Annotated in this window: 21 protein-coding genes and 2 pseudogenes; 14 read left to right on the forward strand and 9 right to left on the reverse strand. The window is 52.1% G+C overall.

Going from position 1 to position 23416, the window contains the following annotated elements:
* Positions 1 to 23 precede the first annotated feature (23 nt).
* Positions 24 to 2300, reverse strand: a complete 2277-nt coding sequence (locus tag AC5JO6_RS12915) for a PhoX family protein (protein WP_496081473.1) — start codon at positions 2298 to 2300, stop codon at positions 24 to 26.
* Positions 2301 to 2765: 465 nt separating this feature from the next.
* Entirely contained in the window at positions 2766 to 3950 is a 1185-nt protein-coding gene (locus AC5JO6_RS12920; protein ID WP_496081474.1) for an NAD(P)H-quinone oxidoreductase subunit H, read from the reverse strand.
* 319 nt (positions 3951 to 4269) lie between these two features.
* Between AC5JO6_RS12920 and rsmH the strand changes: the two genes are divergently transcribed.
* Both rsmH and AC5JO6_RS12930 read left to right on the forward strand, forming a co-directional pair.
* On the forward strand, positions 4270 to 5196 hold the full coding sequence (rsmH, locus tag AC5JO6_RS12925; protein WP_496081475.1) for a 16S rRNA (cytosine(1402)-N(4))-methyltransferase RsmH: 927 nt from the start codon (positions 4270 to 4272) through the stop codon (positions 5194 to 5196).
* 101 nt (positions 5197 to 5297) lie between these two features.
* A complete protein-coding gene (locus tag AC5JO6_RS12930) occupies positions 5298 to 5960 on the forward strand; it encodes a class I SAM-dependent methyltransferase (protein ID WP_496081476.1) in 663 nt (220 codons plus the stop codon).
* Positions 5961 to 6053: 93 nt separating this feature from the next.
* Here the strand turns inward: AC5JO6_RS12930 and trhO are convergent, their stop codons facing one another.
* On the reverse strand, positions 6054 to 6887 hold the full coding sequence (trhO, locus tag AC5JO6_RS12935; protein ID WP_496081477.1) for an oxygen-dependent tRNA uridine(34) hydroxylase TrhO: 834 nt from the start codon (positions 6885 to 6887) through the stop codon (positions 6054 to 6056).
* Between the two features lie 462 nt (positions 6888 to 7349).
* Here trhO and AC5JO6_RS12940 point away from each other — a divergent pair, with 462 nt between their 5' ends.
* From AC5JO6_RS12940 to AC5JO6_RS12965, 6 genes are all read left to right on the forward strand, one after another.
* Positions 7350 to 7829: a hypothetical protein gene (locus AC5JO6_RS12940; protein WP_496081478.1), complete on the forward strand. Its 480-nt coding sequence runs from the start codon at positions 7350 to 7352 to the stop codon at positions 7827 to 7829.
* A gap of 84 nt (positions 7830 to 7913) precedes the next feature.
* Positions 7914 to 10040 (forward strand): biosynthetic arginine decarboxylase, encoded by a 2127-nt coding sequence (gene speA / locus AC5JO6_RS12945; protein ID WP_496081479.1) that lies wholly within the window; start codon positions 7914 to 7916, stop codon positions 10038 to 10040.
* A 36-nt stretch (positions 10041 to 10076) separates the two neighbouring features.
* The gene (locus tag AC5JO6_RS12950; protein WP_496081480.1) at positions 10077 to 10613 is read left to right on the forward strand and encodes a Uma2 family endonuclease; all 537 of its coding nucleotides are present in this window, start codon (positions 10077 to 10079) and stop codon (positions 10611 to 10613) included.
* A gap of 172 nt (positions 10614 to 10785) precedes the next feature.
* The gene (locus tag AC5JO6_RS12955; protein ID WP_496081481.1) at positions 10786 to 11157 is read left to right on the forward strand and encodes a methyl-accepting chemotaxis protein; all 372 of its coding nucleotides are present in this window, start codon (positions 10786 to 10788) and stop codon (positions 11155 to 11157) included.
* A gap of 162 nt (positions 11158 to 11319) precedes the next feature.
* Positions 11320 to 11961 (forward strand): beta-carboxysome protein CcmP, encoded by a 642-nt coding sequence (gene ccmP / locus AC5JO6_RS12960; protein WP_496081482.1) that lies wholly within the window; start codon positions 11320 to 11322, stop codon positions 11959 to 11961.
* A gap of 60 nt (positions 11962 to 12021) precedes the next feature.
* A complete protein-coding gene (locus tag AC5JO6_RS12965) occupies positions 12022 to 12891 on the forward strand; it encodes a pentapeptide repeat-containing protein (protein WP_496081483.1) in 870 nt (289 codons plus the stop codon).
* Positions 12892 to 12968: 77 nt separating this feature from the next.
* On the opposite strand, the gene bchB is transcribed toward AC5JO6_RS12965, so the two are convergent.
* Positions 12969 to 14495 carry a ferredoxin:protochlorophyllide reductase (ATP-dependent) subunit B gene (bchB, locus tag AC5JO6_RS12970; protein ID WP_496081484.1) on the reverse strand — a complete coding sequence of 509 codons (1527 nt, stop codon included), beginning with the start codon at positions 14493 to 14495 and terminating at the stop codon, positions 12969 to 12971.
* Positions 14496 to 14622: 127 nt separating this feature from the next.
* Between bchB and AC5JO6_RS12975 the strand changes: the two genes are divergently transcribed.
* From AC5JO6_RS12975 to AC5JO6_RS12995, 5 genes and pseudogenes are all read left to right on the forward strand, one after another.
* The gene (locus AC5JO6_RS12975) at positions 14623 to 14805 is read left to right on the forward strand and encodes a hypothetical protein (protein ID WP_496081485.1); all 183 of its coding nucleotides are present in this window, start codon (positions 14623 to 14625) and stop codon (positions 14803 to 14805) included.
* A gap of 340 nt (positions 14806 to 15145) precedes the next feature.
* Positions 15146 to 15496, forward strand: a complete 351-nt coding sequence (locus tag AC5JO6_RS12980) for a hypothetical protein (RefSeq protein WP_496081486.1) — start codon at positions 15146 to 15148, stop codon at positions 15494 to 15496.
* Positions 15497 to 15697: 201 nt separating this feature from the next.
* Entirely contained in the window at positions 15698 to 17767 is a 2070-nt protein-coding gene (locus AC5JO6_RS12985; RefSeq protein WP_496081495.1) for a prolyl oligopeptidase family serine peptidase, read from the forward strand.
* A gap of 105 nt (positions 17768 to 17872) precedes the next feature.
* On the forward strand, positions 17873 to 18145 hold the full coding sequence (locus tag AC5JO6_RS12990) for a DUF2281 domain-containing protein (protein ID WP_496081487.1): 273 nt from the start codon (positions 17873 to 17875) through the stop codon (positions 18143 to 18145).
* Positions 18142 to 18438, forward strand: a pseudogene (locus AC5JO6_RS12995) (type II toxin-antitoxin system VapC family toxin); the annotation flags it as partial. The gene AC5JO6_RS12990 and the pseudogene AC5JO6_RS12995, both read left to right, overlap by 4 nt.
* Here the strand turns inward: AC5JO6_RS12995 and AC5JO6_RS13000 are convergent.
* From AC5JO6_RS13000 to AC5JO6_RS13010, 3 genes are all read right to left on the reverse strand, one after another.
* Positions 18389 to 18655: a DUF5615 family PIN-like protein gene (locus AC5JO6_RS13000; RefSeq protein ID WP_496081488.1), complete on the reverse strand. Its 267-nt coding sequence runs from the start codon at positions 18653 to 18655 to the stop codon at positions 18389 to 18391. The pseudogene AC5JO6_RS12995 and the gene AC5JO6_RS13000 overlap by 50 nt on opposite strands.
* Before the next feature lie 21 nt (positions 18656 to 18676).
* Positions 18677 to 18961: a DUF433 domain-containing protein gene (locus tag AC5JO6_RS13005; RefSeq protein WP_496081489.1), complete on the reverse strand. Its 285-nt coding sequence runs from the start codon at positions 18959 to 18961 to the stop codon at positions 18677 to 18679.
* A 296-nt stretch (positions 18962 to 19257) separates the two neighbouring features.
* On the reverse strand, positions 19258 to 20589 hold the full coding sequence (locus AC5JO6_RS13010; RefSeq protein WP_496081490.1) for a dihydroorotase: 1332 nt from the start codon (positions 20587 to 20589) through the stop codon (positions 19258 to 19260).
* A 197-nt stretch (positions 20590 to 20786) separates the two neighbouring features.
* Here AC5JO6_RS13010 and lepB point away from each other — a divergent pair, with 197 nt between their 5' ends.
* The gene (gene lepB, locus AC5JO6_RS13015) at positions 20787 to 21377 is read left to right on the forward strand and encodes a signal peptidase I (protein ID WP_496081491.1); all 591 of its coding nucleotides are present in this window, start codon (positions 20787 to 20789) and stop codon (positions 21375 to 21377) included.
* A 163-nt stretch (positions 21378 to 21540) separates the two neighbouring features.
* On the opposite strand, the gene AC5JO6_RS13020 is transcribed toward lepB, so the two are convergent.
* Both AC5JO6_RS13020 and AC5JO6_RS13025 read right to left on the reverse strand, forming a co-directional pair.
* A complete protein-coding gene (locus tag AC5JO6_RS13020; RefSeq protein WP_496081492.1) occupies positions 21541 to 22902 on the reverse strand; it encodes a dihydroorotase in 1362 nt (453 codons plus the stop codon).
* A gap of 107 nt (positions 22903 to 23009) precedes the next feature.
* Positions 23010 to 23416 (reverse strand): annotated as a pseudogene (locus AC5JO6_RS13025) (hypothetical protein); the annotation flags it as partial.

A 23416-nucleotide genomic window follows, 5' to 3' on the forward strand; every position in this document is an offset into this window, starting at 1 on the left:
CTGCTTACTGTCTGGAAGCTGAGTCAAGTAGCGATCGCGCCTTGATCGCGGCGGCGGATGGTAACAACGGCAGGAATCGGCGGCTCGTTGGGCTGTTTGGTGGGCCAGTTAGAGCCGATCGGCACTTTGCGCGTTTGCATAAATGACTGTCCAGCAGGCATCCGCATTGAGTACTGGCGGGTTTCGGCTGCCATCTCTTTGCGAGTGCCGTTTAATTCGCCGGGGTGCTGCACTGATAAAAAGAGCGTTTTGGCATCGGGCGCAAAGTAGGGTCCGGTGAGTTCTGCATCCATGGGAGCAGTGCCGAACAGGAAAGGTGTCCCTGCCGCTTCGCCCGCTAAGGGAATGCACCAGAGCGAGTTGTTGCCAAACAGACCGCGCAGGTTGGTTGCCTTGACAGGCACACCGTTTTTTTCCAGGCGATCGGCAGGCACCGGGTAATTCATCTTGTCTGAGGGCATGTCCGTCACAATCCAGAGATTGCCGTTGGGGTCAAACGCCAGATTATCGGGGTTAGAGAAGCCCAAGCCACCTGCCGCTGGTTCGCCGCCTGTTGCCATCATCTCCCACTTGAACGACATTGCGGCTGGCTCATTGCCATCCTCGCTTAAACGCATGACCCAACCATATTCGTAAGCAGAACTGCCGTCTGGACCTTTGAAGATACGAACATCGGGGCTGCCATCTTCCTTGCTGATGGCTCCCGATGTGAAGGCGATTAAGAGTGAACCATCCGGGGCAATTTCGGTATCTTCAGGACGAGCAGTACAGGTTGCGCCAGCTGCGTTTCCGGCATAGTGTGCGTCGATGAGAATTGCGCCCTGCTTTTCTGCGTCGCTGCCAGTATAAAGTTGACCAAGCGTTTTGAATTTCTTCTGGAAAGCTGTAATTTGTTCATCGTCCTCAACCTGCATCACGCCGCCTTTGGGACGTTGCGGTAAGGGCAGCATTCCTCCAGCCATGCGTCCGGGCGCTTCGGGTGCAACAGGTGTGCTGGGAGACAGCGCAATCCAGCGTCCCGTACCGTCTGCGTTAAACTTAGCGGCGTAGAGCATTCCCTCGGTCAACAGTTTGGAGTTTGCTTTATCTTTTGGGTCGCTTACTTTGCTCTTGCTGACGAACTTATAGAGATGTCCACCGCGCCGATCGCACCCCGAATAGAACACTAGGCGCTTACCTGCTTCTGCCCGAATGCCGACTGCCTCGTGGCGGTAGCGTCCCAGCCAGGTATGTTTCGTACCGTAATCGTCGGGGTTTGCCGGATCGATTTCCACCATCCAACCGTACTTGTTGCCAGCCAGCCCAAACACATTCCCCAAGCCACTGATTTCTTCATCTGTAATATTGAACGGGCGATAAATGGGGTCAAACGACGTGCCATCTGCGTGTACGGGTTCGGGTACCTGCCCCTGAATGTTTTCTTCAGCGCTTAAAACCGTGCCCCACGGGGTTGTGCCACCCGCACAGTTTTGCATGGTGCCGATAATTTTGGCTCCCAGTTTATCGACATAACCCTGCCCTTTGGTCTTACTAAAGATGGCAACAGCGGGTCCAGTTGCTTTCAAATAGCGTCCATCAGTGAGACCGGAGATGCCAGTGACGCGGCGATCGGCAACATTCGTTCTCACCCAGCGACCATCCGACTCGCGCTGCACTGAGAGCACACCCAACCCCAGATCGGTCAGAGCTTCCTGGGCAATTAGCTTCACTTTCGCTTTCACAGGATCGCTGTCTGCTAGCGCAAACGCATTTAGTCCTGGTACCTTGTCATCTTTAATCGCTTTGATGGCGGCTCTCACCGCTTTATCGACTTCTCGCAACGGTAGCGCTTTGCCGATCACTTTTTCGTAGGTCTGCTGCCAGGAAACCGCGCTGATATATTCAAAGTTGACTGTCAAAAAGCCTTTGCCAGCGCTGGTTTCTACAAGCGAGAGGTAATCATTGTTGTAACCAAAGCGTGAATCGCCGACTTTATCGCCCCACTTTGCCAGGATGTCGTAGGTGTAGCCCTCTGGCAGCACCAGATCGTCTATTACTTCGTAGCTGGCGAAATCAGCTGCAATTTGTTGTTCACTGTTGGCGGTGAAGGAAACCTGTTTTACGCCCACTGAATCATTGTTGGACAGCGGTATGGGGCTTTTGAGTGGGTTGAATCCCAGCAGCGTTTTACTGCTCATCGCGCCAGTGGTGGATGATTGCCCCGTTAAAACTGACGATCGCTGACCGGGTAGCCCGTTACAGGCAACGGTACCTGCACTCGCACCCAAAAAAAGAAGAAAGTGTCTGCGGTTAATTGCCATGCCGTTTCAGCCCAAAGGTAGATGTGACAGTTCAGGAAAAATCCAACTGGATTTAGGCTAACTCAACTGCTTTAAGAAATGGTAAAAGGTTACAACCCCTTCCTCCATGCATGTTTAGATGCACGCAGTTAGAAGGTGTGCTTGAGCATGGCGAACTTGTAGGCGCGAGATTAACCGGGTGAGTTCAACGCCTTGAGTCAGTAAGGCTGAGGGTGCTGGTTCCCTTGACTGGTTTTGCGATGACGATCGCACGTAAGAGTCACCGCCTTGAGAAGGCTGCGTGGGCGCTCCCCAAAGCGATGACCCTGTTATTTAGTCAGGCTCGTATGTCCTCACCACATGACCGTCACGTCTAGAAACCAGTCAAGCCTTGATTCTCAAGCAACTTTTGCGACGTGCGTGGTTAAGCCTGCCTTCTCTTGCGATTTCTTCTTTTGCGGTTTCTTCTTTTGCAGTTTGAGGAGACTAGCGATCGACCGATCCCATCACCACGTCAACGCTGCCCAAAATTGCAAAGATATCTGCGACCTTGTTGCCTCTCACTAAACTCGGTAGCACTTGCAGATTGTTGAAATCACCAGGACGGATCTTCCAGCGCCAGGGAAAAACGGTATCGTTCCCGACGATGAAGATCCCCATTTCACCCCGACCCGCTTCTAGGCGGACGTAATGTTCGCCTTTGGGGATTTTGAAAGTAGGTGCAATCTTCTTGCCGATGTACTGGTAGTCAAACCCGTTCCATTCTGACTTGGGACCTGCTTCCATGCGTTTTGCTTCCAGGTTCTCAAAGGGACCACCGGGAAGCCCTGCGATCGCCTGCTGGATAATCTTCACCGACTCGCGCATTTCCCCCATCCGCACCACGTAGCGCGCCAAACAGTCGCCTTCCGTTGCCCAAATCACCTTCCAGTCAAAGTCGTCGTAGCATTCATAGTGGTCTACTTTACGCAGATCCCACTGTACGCCAGAGGCTCTGAGCATGGGACCCGAACAGCCCCAGTTGATGGCTTCTTCACGGGTTAAAACGCCTACGCCTTCTAAGCGACGACGAAAGATGGGGTTGTTGGTGATGAGTCTTTCGTACTCATCAATGACGGGCATAAAGTACGTGGCGAAGTCTTCGCACTTATCGACCCAACCGTAAGGCACATCGGCAGCAACACCCCCAATGCGGAAATAGTTGTGATTGACCATGCGATAGCCTGTTGCCGCTTCGTACAGGTCGAGAATCATCTCGCGATCGCGCAACGTATAGAAAAACGGCGTTTGCGCTCCCAAGTCAGCCACAAACGGTCCTAACCACAGCAGATGATTCACCAGCCGCGCTAACTCCAGCATGATGACGCGAATGTAGCTGGCGCGTTTAGGCACGGGCACGTTGGCAAGTTTTTCGACCGCATTGACGGTGATTGCCTCGTTAAACATCCCACCGTAGTAGTCCCAACGGCTGGTGTAGGGGACGTACATGATGTTGGTACGGTTTTCGGCAATCTTCTCCATGCCTCGATGCAGGTAGCCCAATACAGGCTCACAGTCGATGACGTTTTCACCATCCAACGTCACAACCAGCCGAAAGCAGCCGTGAGTCGAGGGATGGTGAGGACCCATGTTGATCACCATGGGTTCTGTCTTCGTCTCGATCATTGTCATAGATGAACAGTCTCCCGTGTGAGCAGTTGGATGAGTTGTTGGTTGTTAGTTGTAGGTTGTTAGTGAAGAGGTTTCCAACAACTAACAACTAATCTCTAACAACTTAGTGGTTCTCTTAGATTATACGGATTGATTGACTGGAGAAGGTGTTAAAGCTAACGGCGATCGTCATCAAGCTTTGAGAGGAAAACGATAGAGTAGGGTCGAATGCTCTTCTTTAGCGGTCAGCTATCAGCTATCAGCTATCAGCGGTCAGCTATCAGCGGTCAGCTATCAGCATTCACCCTGCTTCCTCCGCCCCCTCTCTTCACACCTCCTGATGGCACCTGTACAAGACATACCCAACGACGCATCCGATTTGCCTGACTCGCCTGTAGAAACTGCATTCGTGCATATCCCTGTCCTGAGTCGTGAGGTGCTAGAAGGTTTAGCTGTGCGATCGGGCGGACACTATCTAGATGCAACGGTTGGCGGCGGTGGACACAGTGCGCTCATTCTGGCTGCTGCGCTAGATGTACAGGTAACGGCGATCGATCAAGATGAGCAGGCGATCGCGGCAGCACAAATCAAACTGGCTGAGTTTAACGATCGCGTCCAGTTCCACCGCACGAACTTTGCGGCATTTCAACCGGGCGACCAGCAATTTGACGGCATCCTTGCAGATTTGGGCGTGAGTTCCGCACAGTTCGATATCCCCGATCGCGGCTTCAGCTTTCGCCACGAAGCACCGCTGGACATGCGGATGGATCAGCAGCAAGATCTCACTGCCGCTGATGTAATCAACCACTGGGATGAAGTGAAGCTGGCAGACATCTTTTACACCTACGGTGAAGAGCGGCTGTCGCGCCGGATTGCCCGCCGCATTGTCGATCGGCGACCCTTTGAAACCACAACAGAACTGGCAGAGGCGATCGCCTACTCTGTGCCCAAGTCATATCGGTACGGGCGCATCCATCCCGCCACTCGCGTTTTCCAGGCATTAAGAATTGCCGTCAATCAAGAACTGACCGTGCTGGAAACCTTCATCGATCGTGCCCCTCACTGGCTCAAACCAGACGGCAAAATCGCCATCATCAGCTTCCACAGCCTCGAAGACCGCATCGTCAAACATCGGTTCCGCGAATCAGAGTTGCTGAAAGTGCTGACCAAGAAGCCCATTCTGCCCCAGGATGATGAAGTGGCGGAGAATGTGAGAGCGCGATCGGCGAAGCTGCGAATGGCGGAGAAGATGGGAAGTGGGGAGTAGGGAGTGGGGAGTAGGAAAGAATTTTGAGTTTTGATTTCCCTCTGCGCCTCTGCGCCTCTGCGGTAGCTTCATGATTCCGAAACCTCATTTCAAAATCCTTTATGTCAAATCAATCCATCAATCTCGACGATCGACTTTACAGCTACTTCCAATCGGTTTCCCTACGAGAGCCAGAGATCCTCACGCAGCTACGGCAGGAAACGGCACAGCATTCTATGAGCCAGATGCAGATTTCGCCAGAGCAAGGGCAATTGATGGCGCTGCTAGTGCAGTTGATGGGCGCAAAGAAAACGCTGGAAGTGGGAGTCTTTACTGGCTATAGTTCACTGGTCGTGGCACTAGCGTTGCCGTCTGATGGCAAGGTTGTTGCGTGTGATGTGAGTGAGGAGTACACCGCGATCGCCCGTCGTTACTGGCAACAGGCAGGCGTAGCGGACAAAATTGATCTCCACATTGCTCCTGCACTTGAAACCATGGATCAACTGCTGGCGACTGGACATGCAGGCACGTTTGACTTTGCGTTTATCGATGCAGACAAGAGCAACTACGACGGTTACTACGAGCGATCGCTCCAATTGGTGCGATCGGGCGGACTGGTGACGATCGATAACGTCCTCTGGTATGGGCGGGTTGGCGATCCTCAAGTGCAAGACAATAGCACTAACTGCATTCGCGCCTTGAACGAAAAACTACATCAAGATGCGCGGGTGAGTCTTAGCCTGGTGCCGATCGGGGATGGGCTGACGCTGGCGAGAAAGCGTTAGGTAAGGGGTTGGTATCGCAGAGGCGCGGAGAGAACCTAAAACTCAAACTCAAATGCCCCTGTGCGATTGCTGTTGTCGTGCTTCTTGCCGCGATCACTTCTTCTCTGTCAGGTTACTGGCGCAATGAGGACAGGCGATCCCATACTCATAGTTTGGAGCAGCCTTGTCCGCCTCTGAAAGGGGATGTCCACAACTGCGACACAGATCATGGGTTCCGGGTTCTAGCCCATGCTGCACGGCAACCCGCTGATCAAAGACAAAGCATTCGCCTTCCCATAGGCTTTCGTCGATCGGCACTGCTTCTAAGTACTTCAGAATGCCGCCTTTGAGATGATAGACTTCCTCGAAGCCTTGAGCCAGCATGAGCGCAGAGGCTTTTTCGCAACGGATGCCGCCTGTGCAGAAGAGCGCTACTTTCTTATGTTGAGCTGGATCGAGGTGTGTGCGGACATACTCCGGAAACTGGCGAAACGATCGCGTCTGCGGATTTTCTGCTCCCTGAAAACTGCCAATACTCACCTCGTAAGCATTGCGCGTGTCAATAACAGTCACATCGGGATCAGCGATCAACGTGTTCCACTCTTCTGGATCAACATAGGTGCCGACTTGCATATTCGGATCGGCTTCAGGTACACCGATCGTCACAATTTCTGCTTTGAGGCGAACCTTCAGACGATCGAACGGCTGCACGTCTGCGAACGATTCCTTATGCTCCAGATCAGCAAGACGGGGATCGGCGCGAAGAAAGGACAACACTGCATCGATCGCCATTCTTGAACCCGCGATCGTGCCATTGATTCCTTCTTCTGCCAGCAAAATGGTGCCCTTCACCCCTTGCTGCTGGCACTGCGACAATAAGATCGGCTGCATCATGGCTGCATCCGGGAGTCTGACAAATTTGTAAAGCGTAGCAACAACCAACACCATGTCTTCCTGAAATGTGTTTCAGATCCCCGACTTCTCTAAAAAGTCAGGGATCTACAAGGTGGGGATCTGACCTGGGACAGGGAATCTTAGAGCCAGTTTAGCTATTCTAGTAAAGACGATCGCACGAAAACGGTGGTTCTATGTAGTCACCAGAACCGAGCATCGTGACCCGATCAAACTATACATGAATGGCACTGACTTAAGGAAAATGCTACCGAAGAAGCCCCCTGAATCCCCCAATGCTGGGGGACTTTGAAAGCTCTGCTCCCCCAGCATTGGGGGTTGGGGGGCAAGTTGGATCGTTATTTCAGTGACATTCAACTATACATAGTCTGTGATCACGTCTTAAGTTGCATCAAGCACTATTGCCGATCGAAATCTTGCAGTAGCGCTTACAGAAGCACCGTTGACGCTTATAACTAAAGCAGGGAACGAGGAAATCAGGGAATGAGGAGACTTTAAATGAACAATCAAATTCAATCGCAAGCGACCAAGGTTTGGGGCATTGTCAAAGACCCCGCAACGGGCGCAACCTACAGCCAAACTGTTTCTACAACCTGGATGATTCTGAAGGAAACAGGCTATCTGCTCTGGTTAGTTATTTGCCTGACGCTGGTATTGGGCGACTGGATTTGGCGCACGGGCTACCGCACAGGCTGGAGCACTCGCGAATGGATCAATAACTTTGAAAAACCCAACACCGATCGCATGGCTCAAGATGCCGGACAGGGGTTGTTAGAGGCAAGCAGATCAGCCGTGTCAAGCGCGATCGCCACAGCCAAAAATCAGCTCGGCATCGAAGCCAAGCACGAACCTCTTCTAGCTAGCGAACCACCCACTCCAACGCCTACGCCAGCTCCTACACCCACTCCAGCGCCTGCACCACCATTTACGCCTTCAACGCCTCCCACACCCAAAACAGAGGAATTGGATTCTGAATAGCCGCTGGGTGCCCTACCTTACCTACGACACCGGAATGGATGCGATAGACTAGCACTTCAGAAATGATTGCGAGGTCAGGAAAGCATGGGGGCACGGTCAACGGCTGCAAAGGCTGATTCGGAACGGGAAGCGGTAGAGCCAACCGATCGACAAACGGTTAAAGCTAAACACCAGGCTGCGAATGGGTCAGCCTTAGAGCCTGCACCTAAAGCCTGGTCGATCGAGAGAAGCGAGGAACTTTACCGGATTACAGGTTGGGGCGAACCGTACTTTTCGATCAATGCCGCCGGACACGTTACCGTTTCTCCCGAAGGCGATCGCGGTGGTTCCCTGGATCTTTTTGAACTCGTCAATGCGCTTAAACAGCGGAATCTAGGCTTACCACTATTGATCCGGTTTTCCGACATCCTGGAAGACCGGATTGAGCGCTTGAATGCGGCTTTTGCCAAGGCGATCGCGCGGTACAACTATCCCGGTGTGTATCGGGGTGTGTTTCCCGTCAAGTGCAATCAGCAACGGCATTTAGTTGAGGCATTGGTTCGTTTCGGCAAGCCCCATCAGTTTGGCTTAGAGGCAGGTTCCAAGCCTGAACTCATGATTGCACTGGCAACCTTAAAAACGCCCGGTGCACTGCTGATCTGCAACGGCTATAAAGACCGCGAATACATCGAAATGGCAATTTTGGCGCAGCAGCTAGGGCAAACCCCCATCATTGTGCTGGAGCAAATTGAAGAAGTGCCGCTGGTCATTGAAGCGGGTCGCAAACTGGGCATTCGTCCTATTCTCGGTGTTCGCGCCAAATTAAGCAGCAAAGGCGTAGGACGCTGGGGCACCTCAGCAGGCGATCGCGCCAAATTTGGCTTAACCGTGCCCGAAATTCTCAGCACGGTGGAGCAACTCAGCGCGGCGGACATGCTGGATTCGCTGCAACTCTTGCACTATCACATTGGTTCCCAAATTTCGTCGATCGCCGTCGTCAAAACCGCCATTCAAGAGGCAAGCCAGATCTATGTGGAACTGGCAAAACTGGGCGCAGACATGAAATACCTGGATGTGGGTGGCGGCTTGGGTGTAGATTACGACGGCTCCAAAACCAACTTCTACGCCTCCAAAAACTACAACATTCAGAACTACGCCAACGATGTCATTGCGGAAGTCAAAGAGGCTTGCGACGAACGTAAATTGCCTGTACCAACGCTCGTGAGTGAAAGTGGACGGGCGATCGCCTCCCATCAATCTGTCCTCGTGTTCGATGTCCTCAGCACCAGCGAAGTGCCCTCTGGCATTCCCGAACCCGTACAGGAAACCGAGCATCTCATCATCCGCAATCTCTACGAAACCTACGAATCCATTACCGTCGAGAACTATCAAGAGGCGTATCACGACGCAACCCAGTTCAAAGAAGAAGCCATCAGCCTGTTCAACTTTGGCTACGTCAGCCTGCCCGAACGCGCCAGAGCCGAACGCCTCTACTGGGTTTGCTGTGAGAAAATTCTGGCGATCGCCCGTCAGCAAGAATATGTCCCCGATGACCTGGAAGATCTAGAAAAGATCATGGCATCGATTTATTACATCAATCTCTCAGTGTTTCAATCGGCACCGGATAGCTGGGCGATCGACCAACTTTTTCCCATCATGCCCATCCACCGTTTGGACGAAGAACCCACCAAACGCGCCACCCTCGCCGACCTCACCTGCGACAGCGACGGCAAAATCGACCAATTCATCGACCTGAAAGATGTGAAACCCGTTTTGGAGTTACACGCATTGCGAAAGGCAGAAGGCAGAGGGCAGAAGGCAGGGGAAGCAGAGGGAGCAAGGGGGGCAGGGGAAGCAGCCTTAACTTTAAACTCTTTACCCCCACACCCCACACCCCACACCCCACACCCCCACGAACCCTACTACCTGGCGATGTTCCTCGGCGGTGCCTACCAGGAAATCATGGGCAACCTGCACAACCTGTTTGGCGATACCAACGCGGTACACATTCACCTCACGCCCAAAGGCTACGAGATTGAACACGTGGTTAAAGGCGACACGATGACAGAAGTGTTGGGCTATGTGCAGTACGACTCCGAAGACCTGATCGAAAGCATTCGTCAGCAGACCGAACTGGCATTACGAGAAAAACGCATCACGCTGCAAGATGCCCAACTGCTGCTGCAAAACTATGAGCGCAGCTTGAGCCGCTATACGTACCTCTCTGCCTGAGTGCGATAATGAGAAGCAACCAGTGGGTAATGGACAATGGCAACCGTCGTTCAAGCTCCAGCGATCGCCCTTGACGAGTTCAACAATCATCCGCTTGATCATGTTGAATGGATCGATGGCACGCTCATTGAAAAACCGGAAATGACGGCAAAAACTGGACGCATTCAAGCGAGGCTTGCGCGCTATTGGGGGAATCACAAAGATGCGACCCATCAAGGTGGTGAAGTGTATACCGAAACCCATTGCCGCACCGTCGATCGCACCCGTTGTCCCGATGTTGCCTATCTATCGCCTGATCTGGTTGCCCAGTATGGAGACTTCAAGGTACTGCCCCACAGCTTTCCTTTAGTGGCTGAAATCATTTCGCCCACGGATATAGCGGAAGAGGTCTTTACGAAAGCGCGTGAATATTTAGAGTCAGCCTGTCAGGAGGTCTGGTTAATCTTTCCTGATAGTCAGTGCATCTTAGTCATGACACCGCAGCAACAAAGGCTCTATGGCATAAGTGATACCGTTAGCACTCAAAACGTCTTGCTCGAATTTAGCGTTGCTGTTGGCGAGTTGATTGCCTGAACGATCGTACTAGATAAGCAAAGAAACGTTTTGCCTTAAACACAAACTGAGTACGGGCGTGTCAAAAACAGTTGCAGATTCGTAGGGACGTTACATGTAACGTCCCTACAGAAGGTTAAACTCTATAAAATGCGATCGTATGACTCCCTCCTCCACGCCTCTGATAAATGCGATGACTGATCCCGGAACCCCCAACGCACCCGATAAAATTGACATTCTGATTGATCGGGTCGGACACTTCACCGAGGGGTTAACAGAACTCAAATTGCTGGTACATGAACAGGCAGAAACAGCTAAGCAACAGGCAGAAACAGCCAAACAACAACTAGCTGCGATCGAGAAGCAGGGCGAACGTATAGAGAAGCAGAGCGATCGCTTCGACCACATTGATGAACGCCTTGATCGAATAGCTCTAGCCGTCGAGCAGCAAAGTCAGAACATTGAACGGATTGTTACCGTGATGGAGGAAAGTAACCGCAGTCAAGCGGAAACCATTAACCGCCTAGTGAGTGTTGTCGATCGCCTGTTGCCACCGTTGCCTTAGAAGAAAATGCTGGCTGGCGTGGGCGATCACACGACTAACACATGGATCAGTCGCCAGAAAGTAGTCAGAAGGTGAAATAATAGCAAACGGATACCCAACGTTTCGTCACGAGCGATCGCGACCAGTTGCAACCAACTCAGCCCTCCAGCCGTCACCAACATCTTGGGTATAGACCTTCGTAGCTACGTGTATATCGATCGCCTGCAAGCGCAACATGCGGCTTACATGGGCACTGTTTCCATTGGATTCTTACCCCTTCCGGGCGATGCGTCCCTGTGGATCGAAATTTCTCCTGGTATCGAAATCAATCGCATCACCGATGTCGCGCTTAAATCGGCAGTCGTCCGTCCCGGTGTCCTGGTTGTTGAACGACTGTATGGTTTGCTAGAGGTGCATTCCAGCAATCAAGGTGAAATTCAAGCAGCGGGCAGAGCCATTTTGGATGCATTGGGTGTGCGGCGGCAAGATTGCCTCAAGCCCCGCGTGCTGTCCAGTCAAATTATTCGCAACATCGACCCACATCATACGCAGCTCATCAACCGCAACCGACGCGGACAGATGATTATGGCAGGGCAAACGCTGTACGTGATGGAGGTCGAGCCTGCCGCCTATGCTGCACTTGCCGCCAACGAAGCGGAAAAAGCAGCCCTGATCAACATCCTGCAAATCTCCGCAGTGGGTAGCTTTGGGCGGCTCTACCTGGGCGGCGAAGAGCGCGACATCATAGCGGCAGCCGGAGCCGTTGTAGAAGCAATGGAAAATGTCTCTGGACGGAATCATCCCGACGATCGTCGCCAAGAATAAGTGTGATGAGCTGTAATTCATGGATGAACTGTTAGTACCGATCGGGCAAAGGACGCAAGCATGGCAAATCCAGAGCATCTTGCACTACTAGACTGTGGTGTAGCGCAGTGGAACGAGTGGCGACAGCGATCGCCCCAAACGTTGCCTGACCTTAGCAACGCCGATTTGAGCGGTAAGCAGTTTGCAGGCATCGACTTAAGCTGCGCCAGCCTCAATGGAACGCTCCTTTGTAACACTAATTTGAATGGCGCTGATTGCACTAAAGCCACGTTTAATAACGCTAATCTCATGCGAGCCAGCCTGGAAAAAGCAACCCTGAAGCAGGCAGAGCTAGTCAATGCGACCCTTAGTGTTGCCAATCTCAACGGTGCCAATCTTGCTTATGCCGTCCTGATCGGTGCCGATCTGAAGGTGGCACTTTTGAGACACGCAGATCTAAGCCATGCTGATTTAAGTGCGACCGAACTGTACGGGGCAGATCTACGATCGGCGGATCTGGACGAAGCAAATCTCAGCCGCGCTAATTTGAGTACCGCGAGGCTCATTGCTGCCAACCTCAGTATGGCAAATCTCACTCGTGCAAACCTCGATCGGGCTGAAATGGGGCAAGCTACCCTCTACCGCTCCAACCTGTACGCCGCGAATTTAACCGATGCACACATTGTTGGGGCTTCTCTGTTGGGAGCCGATCTGAGCCATACCAATCTATTACGAGCCAATTTTTCCTGGTCGAATCTTAGACGGGTGAATTTGGCGAATGTGCATGGTTGGAGAGCCAATCTACGGGGTGCAGACTTAAGCCGCGCTGATTTGAGTGATGCTGATCTTACAGACGCAAATTTGCGTGGGGTCAATCTTAACGAGGCAATCCTTATCGGCACGACGTTGAGCGGTGCCGATTTGAGTGATACGAAGCATGATCGCCCCTAGTTCAAAGGTGCGATCATGCCCAGCATGAGCTTCCATTGACAATAGAACAACATAAAGCTGTTTGCCACTTAACCTCTTTATGCGCCAACTGCCTCTTTCGCGGCATAGAGCACTTCAGCGGTGATCACTTCAATGTTGCGATCGCGCGCAAATTTCTCGGTATTCCGCTTCACCTTGCCGCGCACAAAACCAGGGATTTTGTTGAGTTCTGCCTGTCCGTCTTTGCTCCAGGCAAGATCAGAATCCGCAGAAATCCCTTTGGTGATGCCTTCTTTGGTATCGTGACCGCCGAAAATTTCCAGTAGATGGTCTTCCATCCCCAGGGTGAAGGAGTTGTAGATCAAATCCACAAGCTGGTTGGTACCTTCATAGCCGAGGAAGGGCTTGTAGCCGATCGGGAAGTTCTGGACATGAATCGGTGCCGAAATCACGCCGCAGGGAATATCCAACCGCTTACCGACATGGCGTTCCATCTGGGTGCCGAAGATGGCGCTCGGCTCCACACGGGCGATCGCGTCTCCTACCGCACCGTGATCATCGGTAATCAGCACTTCATCGCAGTATTCGCTAACCTCTGCGCGGAACCAGGCTTCGTCATTCTTACAAAAGGTGCCTGCCCAGACGACGTGGATACCCATTTCACGCGCCAGCACCTTGGTAATGGCAGCGGCATGAGTGCTATCGCCATAAACGACCGCTTTTTTGCCTGTGAGGTTCTGGCAGTCGATCGACCTTGAAAACCAGGCAGCTTGCGAGACGTGCAGGGTTTGCTCATTAATGTAATCTTCGTAGTCCACATTGGCACCCTGAGCATTGAGGATTGCCTGAATTTTGCGGATGCAGCGCGCCGTTTCGACGACTCCCATCGGCGTAATGTCTACAAAGGGGGTGCCAAATTCTTGCTCTAGATACGCGGCTGACAGCGGACCCAATTCGCGGTAAGGCACAAGGTTAAACCAGGCGCGGGACAGGTTTTTGATGTTGTGAACGGAGGCACCTTCGGGAATGACTTCGTTGACTTCAATACCGAGGTCTGCCATCAAGCGCTTCAACTCAGTACAGTCGTGGTTGTTGTGGAAGCCGAGGGTGGAGATGCCAAAAATGTTGACGCTGGGCTTCGCGGTTTTGTCGGTGGGCAGTTCGCCTTTGCGACGGGCTTTCTCAATGTAGAACTGCACAATTTGCTGAAGGGTGCGATCGGCAGCCTGTAATTCATTCACGCGGTAATGGTTGACATCTGCCAGCATGACATCGCCTTTGGACTCAATCTGAGCGCGTTCCACAAAATTTTGCAGGTCTTCTTGCAGAATGCTGGAGGTGCAGGTGGGCGTGAGCACAATCAGGTCGGGATGCTCTTCGGCATCTTTGCGCGTGATGTTGTCTACCACCTTTTCTTGCGAACCCCGCGCCAAAACGTTGCGATCGACCACGCTGGTGGTCACAGGCGTAAAGTTGCGTTCCCGTGACAGCATGGAGCGCATGACGTTGAAGTAGTCATCGCCGATCGGTGCATGCATGATGGCGTGAACGTTCTTGAAGGAACTGGCGACGCGGAGTGTGCCAATGTGGGCGGGACCTGCATACATCCAGTAAGCCAATTTCATAGAGTGCCTCGGTGGGGGAGTGGGGAGTGGGAGAAGCAGAGGGAGATAGGGAGATGGGGAGATGGGGGAGCGGGGGAAGCCGATTTCAAAGGGATAGGGAAGTTAAGGGGATGGAAAAGTTCTTCTCTTGCCTCCCTTGCTTCCCCTGCCGCCTCTGCCCCCTATGCCGACTGTAGTGCCGCAGCACGATCGCTATTTCATAAGCGCCTATCGATTTTCTCAGACATCTTGCGTTGTTGAGCGATCGCTCATTCAGAGGCTTGCATTTATGGCAGCGCTCAAAATCACTCAAAAGCCTTGCTGTGTCTAAGTTTTAATGATGCGTAAAGCACTAACTCGTTGAGTTGGCTGTCATCATTCTTAATGCTGGCGCGATGCTGTAATGCCTTGCAAAAGATTCGCTACTCATACGCCTGCTTGACTAATAAAACTGCTGAAACCCCGAGAGATTTGTCGGTCAGCCAGGATTTGCACTATCCATCACACCTGTTGCGAGCAGGCTGAAGCGATTTGCTCCTTCACAGCAAGTCTCTAACTAATTGTTTGACATAGAACAGTTTGCAATGCAATAATAAATTCATCAACAGTTCAGATATTTACTAAACAAGTGCCGACTGTTGAATCTCTAACTACTATTTCGGAGGTTGACCATGAAACGCTTCATTCTCGCTGGTTTAACCACATTGGCTCTCTGTACTGCAATGGTTTCCACTGCAAACGCTGAACCAACAGCTCTCAATCCCTACACCGCTGCCAGCACTGCCAACGATCGCATCCCCCCATCTGATCTCGTCTCGATGGCACAACGCGGCTACCTGAAGCCCCAAGGCATTCCTGGCTACCTCGGCTTGGCTTCGGCGTATACGCTGGGTCAAATTGGTGCCAAAGAGGTCGTACAGGGCGCTGTGAATGCCCAATTGCTACCTGCTACAGCCGTAAACGACCAGGGCTATCTGAACCTAGTAGATGCCCAACTACAATCGCAGATCAGAGTGCGATAAGGGCGACAGATCCCCGACTTCTTTGAGAAGTCGGGGATCTACAGAAAAGCGTGATTTGCTAGGCTGGGCACACACCAACCCATCGCGTTGGTCTCAGAAGCCTGCATGAAATTATTGACGAAAAAGCGCGGTTTGCTGGCAGTGGCGATCGCGTTCCTTATGATCTGTCACTATGGACAAAGTTGCTCCATCTCTTCTGCCATGACTAACCCTAACCAAACGTTTGTCTATCCTCAGCCTCGTCAGGCGAATCAGGTCGATCACTACCACGGTACGCAGGTTGCCGACCCATATCGCTGGCTTGAAGATCCCGATTCTGGCGAAACTAAAGCCTGGGTGGAGGCAGAGAACAAAGTGACCTTTGGGTTATTGGAGCAAATTCCAGCGCGCGATCGCCTCAAGCAGCGCCTCACCCAACTGTGGAACTACGAAAAATACGGCATTCCCTTTAAGCAAGGCACCCGCTACTTCTACTTCAAAAATGACGGATTGCAAAACCAGAATGTTCTCTATACGCTGAAGTCCCTGGAGGATGAACCCGTTGTTTTGCTCGATCCAAACACCTTATCCGAGGACGGCACCGTAGCTCTATCTGGGCTTTCCATAAGCGAAGATGGAAAATACCTTGCTTATGGCTTGTCCACCTCTGGTTCTGACTGGCAGGAGTGGAAGGTGCGCGAGGTGGAGAGCGGCAACGATACGGACGATCGCGTGCAGTGGGTCAAATTCTCCGGTGCCACGTGGACGCATGACGGCAAGGGCTTTTTCTACTCCCGCTACGACGAACCGAACGAAAAGTCGAAACACGAAGACGTTAACTATTTCCAGAAGCTCTACTACCATCGCCTCGGCACATCGCAAGCAGAGGATACGCTGATTTACGATCGTCCCGACCAGAAAGACTGGGGCTTCAACGGTGGCGTGAGCGAAGATGGACGCTGGCTCATCATTTCCGTTTGGCTGGGCACCGACCCGCGCAATCTGGTGTTCTATAAGGATTTGTCAGTTGCCAATGCGCCGATCGTCGAACTCATCAACACCTTTGAAGCCAGCTATAGCTTCATCGACAATGAGGGCGATCGCTTTTGGTTCAGCACCGACCTGGATGCGCCGCGTAGTCGTGTAATTGCGATCGATACGAAGAAACCCGATCGTGACGACTGGCAAGAAGTCATTCCTCAAGCAGCGGAAACCCTCGAAGGCGTAGGCATTCTCAACAACCAGTTCGTCGCCTCTTACCTGAAAGATGCCCACAGTCAGGTGAAGCTCTTTGACCTGAACGGCACTCCAGTCCACGAAATTGAGTTTCCTGGACTTGGCTCGGTGGGCGGTTTTGATGGCAAACGTCACGACACCGAAACCTTCTACAGTTTCACCAGCTTCACCACGCCTACGACCATCTATCGCTACGACCTGGTAAAAAATGAAAGCCGCGTTTTCCGCCAGCCGAACGTAGACTTCAACCCCGACGACTACGAAACGAAGCAAGTCTTCTACCCCAGCAAAGACGGCACCCAGATTCCCATGTTCATCGTCCACAAAAAAGGGCTGGTTCTGGATGGAACGAACCCAACTTACCTCACAGGCTATGGTGGCTTTGGGATATCGCTCACGCCCATTTTCTCTGTCAGCACGTTGGTCTGGTTAGAAACAGGCGGCATCCTGGCTCTGCCAAACCTACGTGGTGGCGGCGAGTATGGCGAAGATTGGCATCAGGCAGGCACCAAGCTGAAAAAGCAGAATGTCTTTGATGATTTCATCGCGGCAGCAGAATGGCTGATTGCGAACAAATACACGTCATCGAAAAAACTGGCGATCGCAGGTGGCAGCAATGGCGGTTTACTCGTCGGTGCCTGCATGACCCAACGCCCCGATCTCTTTGGCGCAGCTTTGCCTGCCGTTGGCGTGCTGGATATGCTGCGGTTCCACAAGTTCACGATCGGTTGGGCATGGATTCCGGAATATGGCACACCCGAAGACCCAGCAGAGTTCAAAGCACTCTATGCATACTCGCCTCTGCATAACCTCAAAAGTGGGACTGCCTATCCCGCCACGCTGATTACTACTGCCGACCACGACGATCGCGTGGTGCCTGCCCACAGCTTCAAATTCGCCGCCGCCCTCCAAACTGCTCACAAAGGTGGGAATCCCGTCATGATTCGCATTGAAACCAAAGCAGGACACGGCGCAGGCAAACCTACCGCCAAAATCATCGAAGAAAGCGCCGATAAATGGGCATTTTTGGTGAAAGTGTTGGCGATCGAGAGCTAGCTTGGTTCAAGGATTCTTTGCTCAAACGAAAGGCTGAACCTTGTCATACTCTCATCGGTTGCTACTTGCTGGCTAGAATATGGCAGTAGTTCTTTATGCTGGCTAATGAACACTCCAATTGCAAAGCGACAGCAGATTATTGAGGAAATTGACACGTTGCCAGAAGATGCTCTTTCTGAACTGGTTAGTTTTATTGAATACCTCCGCCATAAGTCAGTTGAGCAAAAGTCAGCAGCACCCCAACCAAACTTCTTGCTGTCGATCGCAGGACTGGGAACCTCAGGCGAAACAACTGTCTCCGAGCGTGACGAAGCGATTTTAGCCAACGAAATTGATCCGCTTCACGGTTGGAGTCTTCATCGAAAGCAACAAGGATGACCGCCATACTGGACACCAGCTTTCTCTTTGCCCTTGCAGATGATGGCGATCGCAACCACGATCGTGTGTTGGCTGTTGCACAAAACCTCAATGAGCCATTGTTGCTTCCTGGCGTTGTCCTGCCTGAAGTTTGCTATTTAATCGCATCCAGATTGGGGCATCAAGCCATGCGTCAATTTCTGTCTAATCTGGTTGCCAGCAAGACTCCGATTGAGCCGATAACGCTGACAGATTTAGCACGAATCAATCAGGTTCTAGAGGAGTACGCCGACAGTGAACTCGATTTTGTCGATGTTCAATCAAATTAGTATGCAAGCGATAGAAATCCCGCGTGTTAAAGCTGAAGGTAACCCGCTTATTTTCAGTCGCCCAAGCTAGCTGCTCTTCATCTGACTTGTGAAGCATTCCAGCATCCGCAACGGTCAGTACATCTACGTTGCGCGACCTCAGAGCCTGTACAAAATCTTCATCCATTGAGTCTTCATCAATGTAAAGACGTATTTTACTCATCTCCGAATCGGCTAACCATTGTTACTTGTTACTGTGAAATGCTGCCAGCCTCGAATATTCAGATTCTTCCTCAGCTAAATCTGCTTCGATTTCATCTCGGTTAGCGTGGTAATACGCCAATGCCGCATAAACCTGAGCGAGACTCAAATGATTCATGCGACGAGCAATCTCCTCTGCACCTGCACCTTGCTTATAGAGAACAACGACACGACGAACCGAGGTTTTCGTTCCTGCAATCATCGGGCGACTATTACCGCTTTCTCTAGAGCGAGTGATCAATGTGCCAATGTCAGTCGTTGTGAACATCTTTGATGAACGCTTGAGCCGCTTATTTCTCCGAGTCTAGCATCTGAAGTTCGATCGCCACTCTTAATGAATCGATTTGAAATCAGAAAATCCAACATCAGATTTTTTTGAACACGAATGTTGGGCGATCGCCCTCTCACCTCTTACCGTTCAAATCGTCTGCGATCGTGTTAGCAATAGTGTTAGGTGGGTGAAGTAGTGCGATCGCCGTTACGCTCAAGACAATCTACCTAGACAGTAACGGATAGCTTAGTGGCAGACAAGACTAAGCACCTCACGATCGCTTTTTGCAACGCTCAAGCGTCAAAGCTGAGCGCTTTGCCACGCACGGTTGGATTGATGGTGCCGCGATCGAACACCACTTGCCCACCTACGATCGTCACTACAGGAAAGCCTGTCAGACTCCAGCCCTCAAACGGACTCCACTTGCACTTGGTTTGTAGCTCCTCGCGCAACACAGGACGATAGGTATCCAGGTCAACCAACACTAGATCAGCATCATAGCCAGGAGCGATCGCGCCCTTCTTTGGAATCCGATACGCTTTGGCGACTGCCGTAGACATCCAGTGAGCGACTTGAGCCACGGTGCAGCGTCCCTGCATCGCCTGCGTCAGCATCAACGGCAACGACGTTTCTACTCCAGGCATTCCAGAGGGCGAGTTGGGGTAGGTTTGTGCCTTCTCTTCGAGCGTGTGTGGCGCGTGATCGGTCGCAATAAAGTCGATTACGCCATCAAGGAGTGCTTGCCAGAGCACATTGTTGTCGTGGGGCGATCGCAGTGGTGGATTCATTTGCGCCAGGGTACCGATCGTTTCGTAGGCGCTAGTGTTCAGCAACAGATGTTGTGGTGTGACTTCTGCTGTCACCCAGGTGGGTTTATCGTGTCGCAACAAATCGGCTTCTTCGGCGGTAGACATGTGCAGGATGTGGAGTCGCCGCTGATATTTTTTAGACAGCTTGAGTGCAAGCTGGGTTGCTTGTAACGCTGCCTCGTTGTCCTGAATTTGCGAGTGAACGGCTGGATCGGTTCTACCTGTAAACTGCTGTCGGCGTGCCATAATGCGCGCCTGGTTTTCGGCATGGACAGCAATGAGGCGATCGCCATACGCAAAAATCTTTTCCAGTCCTTCTTCCTGATCATTTAGCAAGGGACCGTGCATTGACCCCATAAAGATCTTGATGCCCGGAGTCGGATTTGCCTGCAACAGATCTGGCAGTACTTCTGCCGTTGCGCCAATAAAAAAGCCGTAGTTCACCAAAGCTTTCTGAGCCGCGAGTTGCAGTTTGCTGTCTAGGGTTGCCTGCGTAGTCGTCAGTGGCTTCGTATTGGGCATTTCGAGAAAAGACGTTACGCCACCTTTTGCACATGCACAACTCGCTGTGAACAGATCTTCCTTATATTCCAGACCCGGTTCGCGGAAATGCACCTGGGGGTCAATTACTCCCGGCAACAAAGTCAAACCGCTTGCGTCAACCTCAGTAGTGGCATCCTCTGAGGACGTAAAGGGCAACGTTTCGGCTATTTGGGCGATCGTGCCGTCAACTAGCTGGACATCCCCTGTCATAAAGTCGCCGTCGGGCAGCAATATACAAGCGCGACGGATGATGAGAGTAGAATTGGCTACCATACGAATACTAATCACTGGTTTACGGTAAGTCGTTTAAGAAGAGAAGCACTTTCATCATGAGCGAAATTCCGAAATAAACTGACGAGATGGTTTACAGTTGCATTTATATTGTGATGCGTTGCTGCTTTAGTTCGACAGCACAATCGTTCAGTCACCTTTCTTGCTCAAGCCTGCGATTATTCTACATTTGACTCTCTATGACACGAGTACAAGGCAAAGTATCGGACGAAAAGCCACCTCAGAAAGCGTCTGAGAATCCCTGGCTGGAGGGACTCAAAACCATTGGTCTGAGTGCGGTGTTAGCGTTTGGCATTCGGACGTTCGTTGCAGAAGCTCGGTATATTCCGTCAGGCTCAATGCTCCCCACGCTGCAAATCAACGATCGCCTGATTGTAGACAAATTGGGCTACCACTTCAAAGCCCCAGAACGAGGCGATGTCGTTGTGTTTTCGCCGACCGATACGCTAGAGAAGCAAAATTTCCATGATGCGTTTATCAAGCGCGTCATCGGTTTGCCTGGTGACAAGGTTGAAGTGAAAGGTGGACGCGTTTTCATTAACGACAAGCCGCTGCAAGAAAACTACATTGCCGAGAATCCTCAATACCAGTATGGTCCTGTGACGGTGCCGCAAGACTCCTATTTAGTGCTGGGCGACAACCGCAACAATAGCTACGACAGTCATTATTGGGGCTTTGTGCCACGCGGTCACATCATTGGTCGGGCGATCGTCCGCTTTTGGCCCATGAACCGCCTGGGCGAAATCACACCAGAGCCGAACTACAAGTAGAAAGACTAAAGGATGAAGGATAAGGGATAAACCGTTGGCGTTGCTGAATTCTGGGATGAACTGCACTAATCGCCCTCACCCTAGCCCTCTCCCAGAAGGAGAGGGAACCGGGAAAGTCCGAAAGCCCTTCTCCCTGGGGAGAAGGGTGGGGATGAGGGCAAATTTAGTTGCACGTCGCGTAGACTTTAGACTTTCCGACCCACGTTCTCACCACTCGCCCAGTCATCTCTTTGCGGAGCCAGGGCGTATTAGCTGAGAGAGATTTGAGCGATCGCGCCTCCACTGTCCAAACTTGCTGTGGGTCAAAGAGCGTGAGTTCCGCAGGTTGACCAGGTGCGATCGTGGCGGGTTGTTGCTGCAAACACAAGGCTGGACGACTGCTGAGACTGCGCCACAAGTCCAGAGCTGTCCAGCGTTCGGTTTCGACTAACGACTGCCAGAGTAAGGGCAATGCCAGTTCTAGACCGATCGCGCCAGTCGGTGCCTCCGCAAACGCTACCGTCTTTTCTTCATAGGTGTAAGGTGTATGGTCAATGGCGATCGCGTCGATGATGCCGTCCTTAACCGCTTGCACCAGCGCCTCTTGATCATCAGGGTTGCCTAACGGCGGCGCGATATGAAGATTGGGGTCATAGCTGTCGATCGCCTCACTGTTCAACAGAAGATGCATCCAGGTCGTGCTGGCAGTAATTGGCAGTCCACGCGCCTTTGCAGCCTGAATCAGCGTCACACCACGGGCGGTAGAAAGTCGCATCAAATGAACGGGCGTGCCGATCGCCTCGACGCATTCCAACAGTGCTGACAGAGCTGCAGTCTCCGCGATCGCAGGAATCCCCGGCAAGCCAAGCTGTAACGATGCTTGTCCTTCACGCATCACTCCGTTACCGCTCAAGGTTGGATCGGCTGCCCAAAGCGCGATCGGTTTTGCGATCGGCTTCAGGTATTCCAGCAGGCGACGAACGAGCAAAAGACTGGTGAGCGATCGACCATCCGCAAACCCAACGATGTCAGTTGCCGCTAGTTCACCCAACTCTGTCATCTGTTGTCCTTGAACGCCCAGAGTTAAGGCACCCCAGCAGTAGAGGTGGGGAGTGGGGAATAGGGAGTGGGGAGTGGGGTATGAAGCTTGTAACCGCTCTTCCCCTGCCTCCCTTGCTTCCTTTGCTTCCCCTGCTCCTCTCCCCTCACCTTGCAACCACGCAACGCTACTCGGATTATCGATCGCAGGCTTGGTGTCGGGCAAAATGGCGATCCGCGTAAACCCGCCAGCACTCGCAGCTTGCAGAAGCGAGGTTAGGGTTTCGCGTTCCTCAAAACCCGGTTCGCCAGAATGACTGTAAAGGTCAACTAAGCCAGTACCGAGAACCAACCCCTGACCATTCTGCACGGCGGTTTCGCTGGGATAGTCAGAAATTGCGTCCTCGATCGCGCTGATCACGCCATCGACAATCAGCACATCCGCAATGCGATCGGTATCGGAACTGGGATCGATCACTCGTACCTGTTGAAGCAGTTCGCTGGACATAGATACGTCGCCAAAGATTGAGTGTTGAACCTGGAGGATTGAGGTTTGCGGACGAGAGTTGGAGGTCTGCGCTTGAACGATCGCGCTTCAACGTTGGAAAGGCGAACCTAGAGGTTGGGCAGTCGTGCCTGAAGCTCGAAAGCTTGAGCTTTAGACTCAGACGAGTGAGCTTTAGACTTGGACAGTTGAGCTTTGAAGTCAGGCGAGTGAGCTTTAGACTCAGACAGTTGAGCTTTGAAGTCGGACGAGTGAGCTTTAGACTCAGACAGTTGAGCTTTGAAGTCGGACGAGTGAGCTTTGAAGTCGGACAGTTGAGCTTTAGACTTAGACGGTTGAGCTTTGAAGTCAGACGGCTGAGCTTTAGACTTGGACAGTTGAGCTTTGAAGTCGGACGAGTGAGCTTTGAAGTCGGACGAGTGAGCTTTGAAGTCGGGCAGTCGTGCTTGAAGCTCGAAAGCTTGAGCTTTAGACTCAGACGAGTGAGCTTTAGACTCAGACGAGTGAGCTTTAGACT

The sequence above is a fragment of the Tildeniella sp. genome (assembly GCF_059505325.1).

What these genes read in the sequence shown, in the direction of transcription:
- AC5JO6_RS12915 (WP_496081473.1), bottom strand. Translation starts at nt 2,300, where the DNA reads ATGGCAATTAACCGCAGACACTTTCTTCTTTTTTTGGGTGCGAGTGCA.
- AC5JO6_RS12920 (WP_496081474.1), bottom strand. Translation starts at nt 3,950, where the DNA reads ATGACAATGATCGAGACGAAGACAGAACCCATGGTGATCAACATGGGT.
- rsmH (WP_496081475.1), top strand. Translation starts at nt 4,270, where the DNA reads ATGGCACCTGTACAAGACATACCCAACGACGCATCCGATTTGCCTGAC.
- AC5JO6_RS12930 (WP_496081476.1), top strand. Translation starts at nt 5,298, where the DNA reads ATGTCAAATCAATCCATCAATCTCGACGATCGACTTTACAGCTACTTC.
- trhO (WP_496081477.1), bottom strand. Translation starts at nt 6,887, where the DNA reads ATGGTGTTGGTTGTTGCTACGCTTTACAAATTTGTCAGACTCCCGGAT.
- AC5JO6_RS12940 (WP_496081478.1), top strand. Translation starts at nt 7,350, where the DNA reads ATGAACAATCAAATTCAATCGCAAGCGACCAAGGTTTGGGGCATTGTC.
- speA (WP_496081479.1), top strand. Translation starts at nt 7,914, where the DNA reads ATGGGGGCACGGTCAACGGCTGCAAAGGCTGATTCGGAACGGGAAGCG.
- AC5JO6_RS12950 (WP_496081480.1), top strand. Translation starts at nt 10,077, where the DNA reads ATGGCAACCGTCGTTCAAGCTCCAGCGATCGCCCTTGACGAGTTCAAC.
- AC5JO6_RS12955 (WP_496081481.1), top strand. Translation starts at nt 10,786, where the DNA reads ATGACTGATCCCGGAACCCCCAACGCACCCGATAAAATTGACATTCTG.
- AC5JO6_RS12965 (WP_496081483.1), top strand. Translation starts at nt 12,022, where the DNA reads ATGGCAAATCCAGAGCATCTTGCACTACTAGACTGTGGTGTAGCGCAG.
- bchB (WP_496081484.1), bottom strand. Translation starts at nt 14,495, where the DNA reads ATGAAATTGGCTTACTGGATGTATGCAGGTCCCGCCCACATTGGCACA.
- AC5JO6_RS12980 (WP_496081486.1), top strand. Translation starts at nt 15,146, where the DNA reads ATGAAACGCTTCATTCTCGCTGGTTTAACCACATTGGCTCTCTGTACT.
- AC5JO6_RS12985 (WP_496081495.1), top strand. Translation starts at nt 15,698, where the DNA reads ATGACTAACCCTAACCAAACGTTTGTCTATCCTCAGCCTCGTCAGGCG.
- AC5JO6_RS12990 (WP_496081487.1), top strand. Translation starts at nt 17,873, where the DNA reads ATGAACACTCCAATTGCAAAGCGACAGCAGATTATTGAGGAAATTGAC.
- AC5JO6_RS13000 (WP_496081488.1), bottom strand. Translation starts at nt 18,655, where the DNA reads ATGAGTAAAATACGTCTTTACATTGATGAAGACTCAATGGATGAAGAT.
- AC5JO6_RS13005 (WP_496081489.1), bottom strand. Translation starts at nt 18,961, where the DNA reads ATGTTCACAACGACTGACATTGGCACATTGATCACTCGCTCTAGAGAA.
- AC5JO6_RS13010 (WP_496081490.1), bottom strand. Translation starts at nt 20,589, where the DNA reads ATGGTAGCCAATTCTACTCTCATCATCCGTCGCGCTTGTATATTGCTG.
- lepB (WP_496081491.1), top strand. Translation starts at nt 20,787, where the DNA reads ATGACACGAGTACAAGGCAAAGTATCGGACGAAAAGCCACCTCAGAAA.
- AC5JO6_RS13020 (WP_496081492.1), bottom strand. Translation starts at nt 22,902, where the DNA reads ATGTCCAGCGAACTGCTTCAACAGGTACGAGTGATCGATCCCAGTTCC.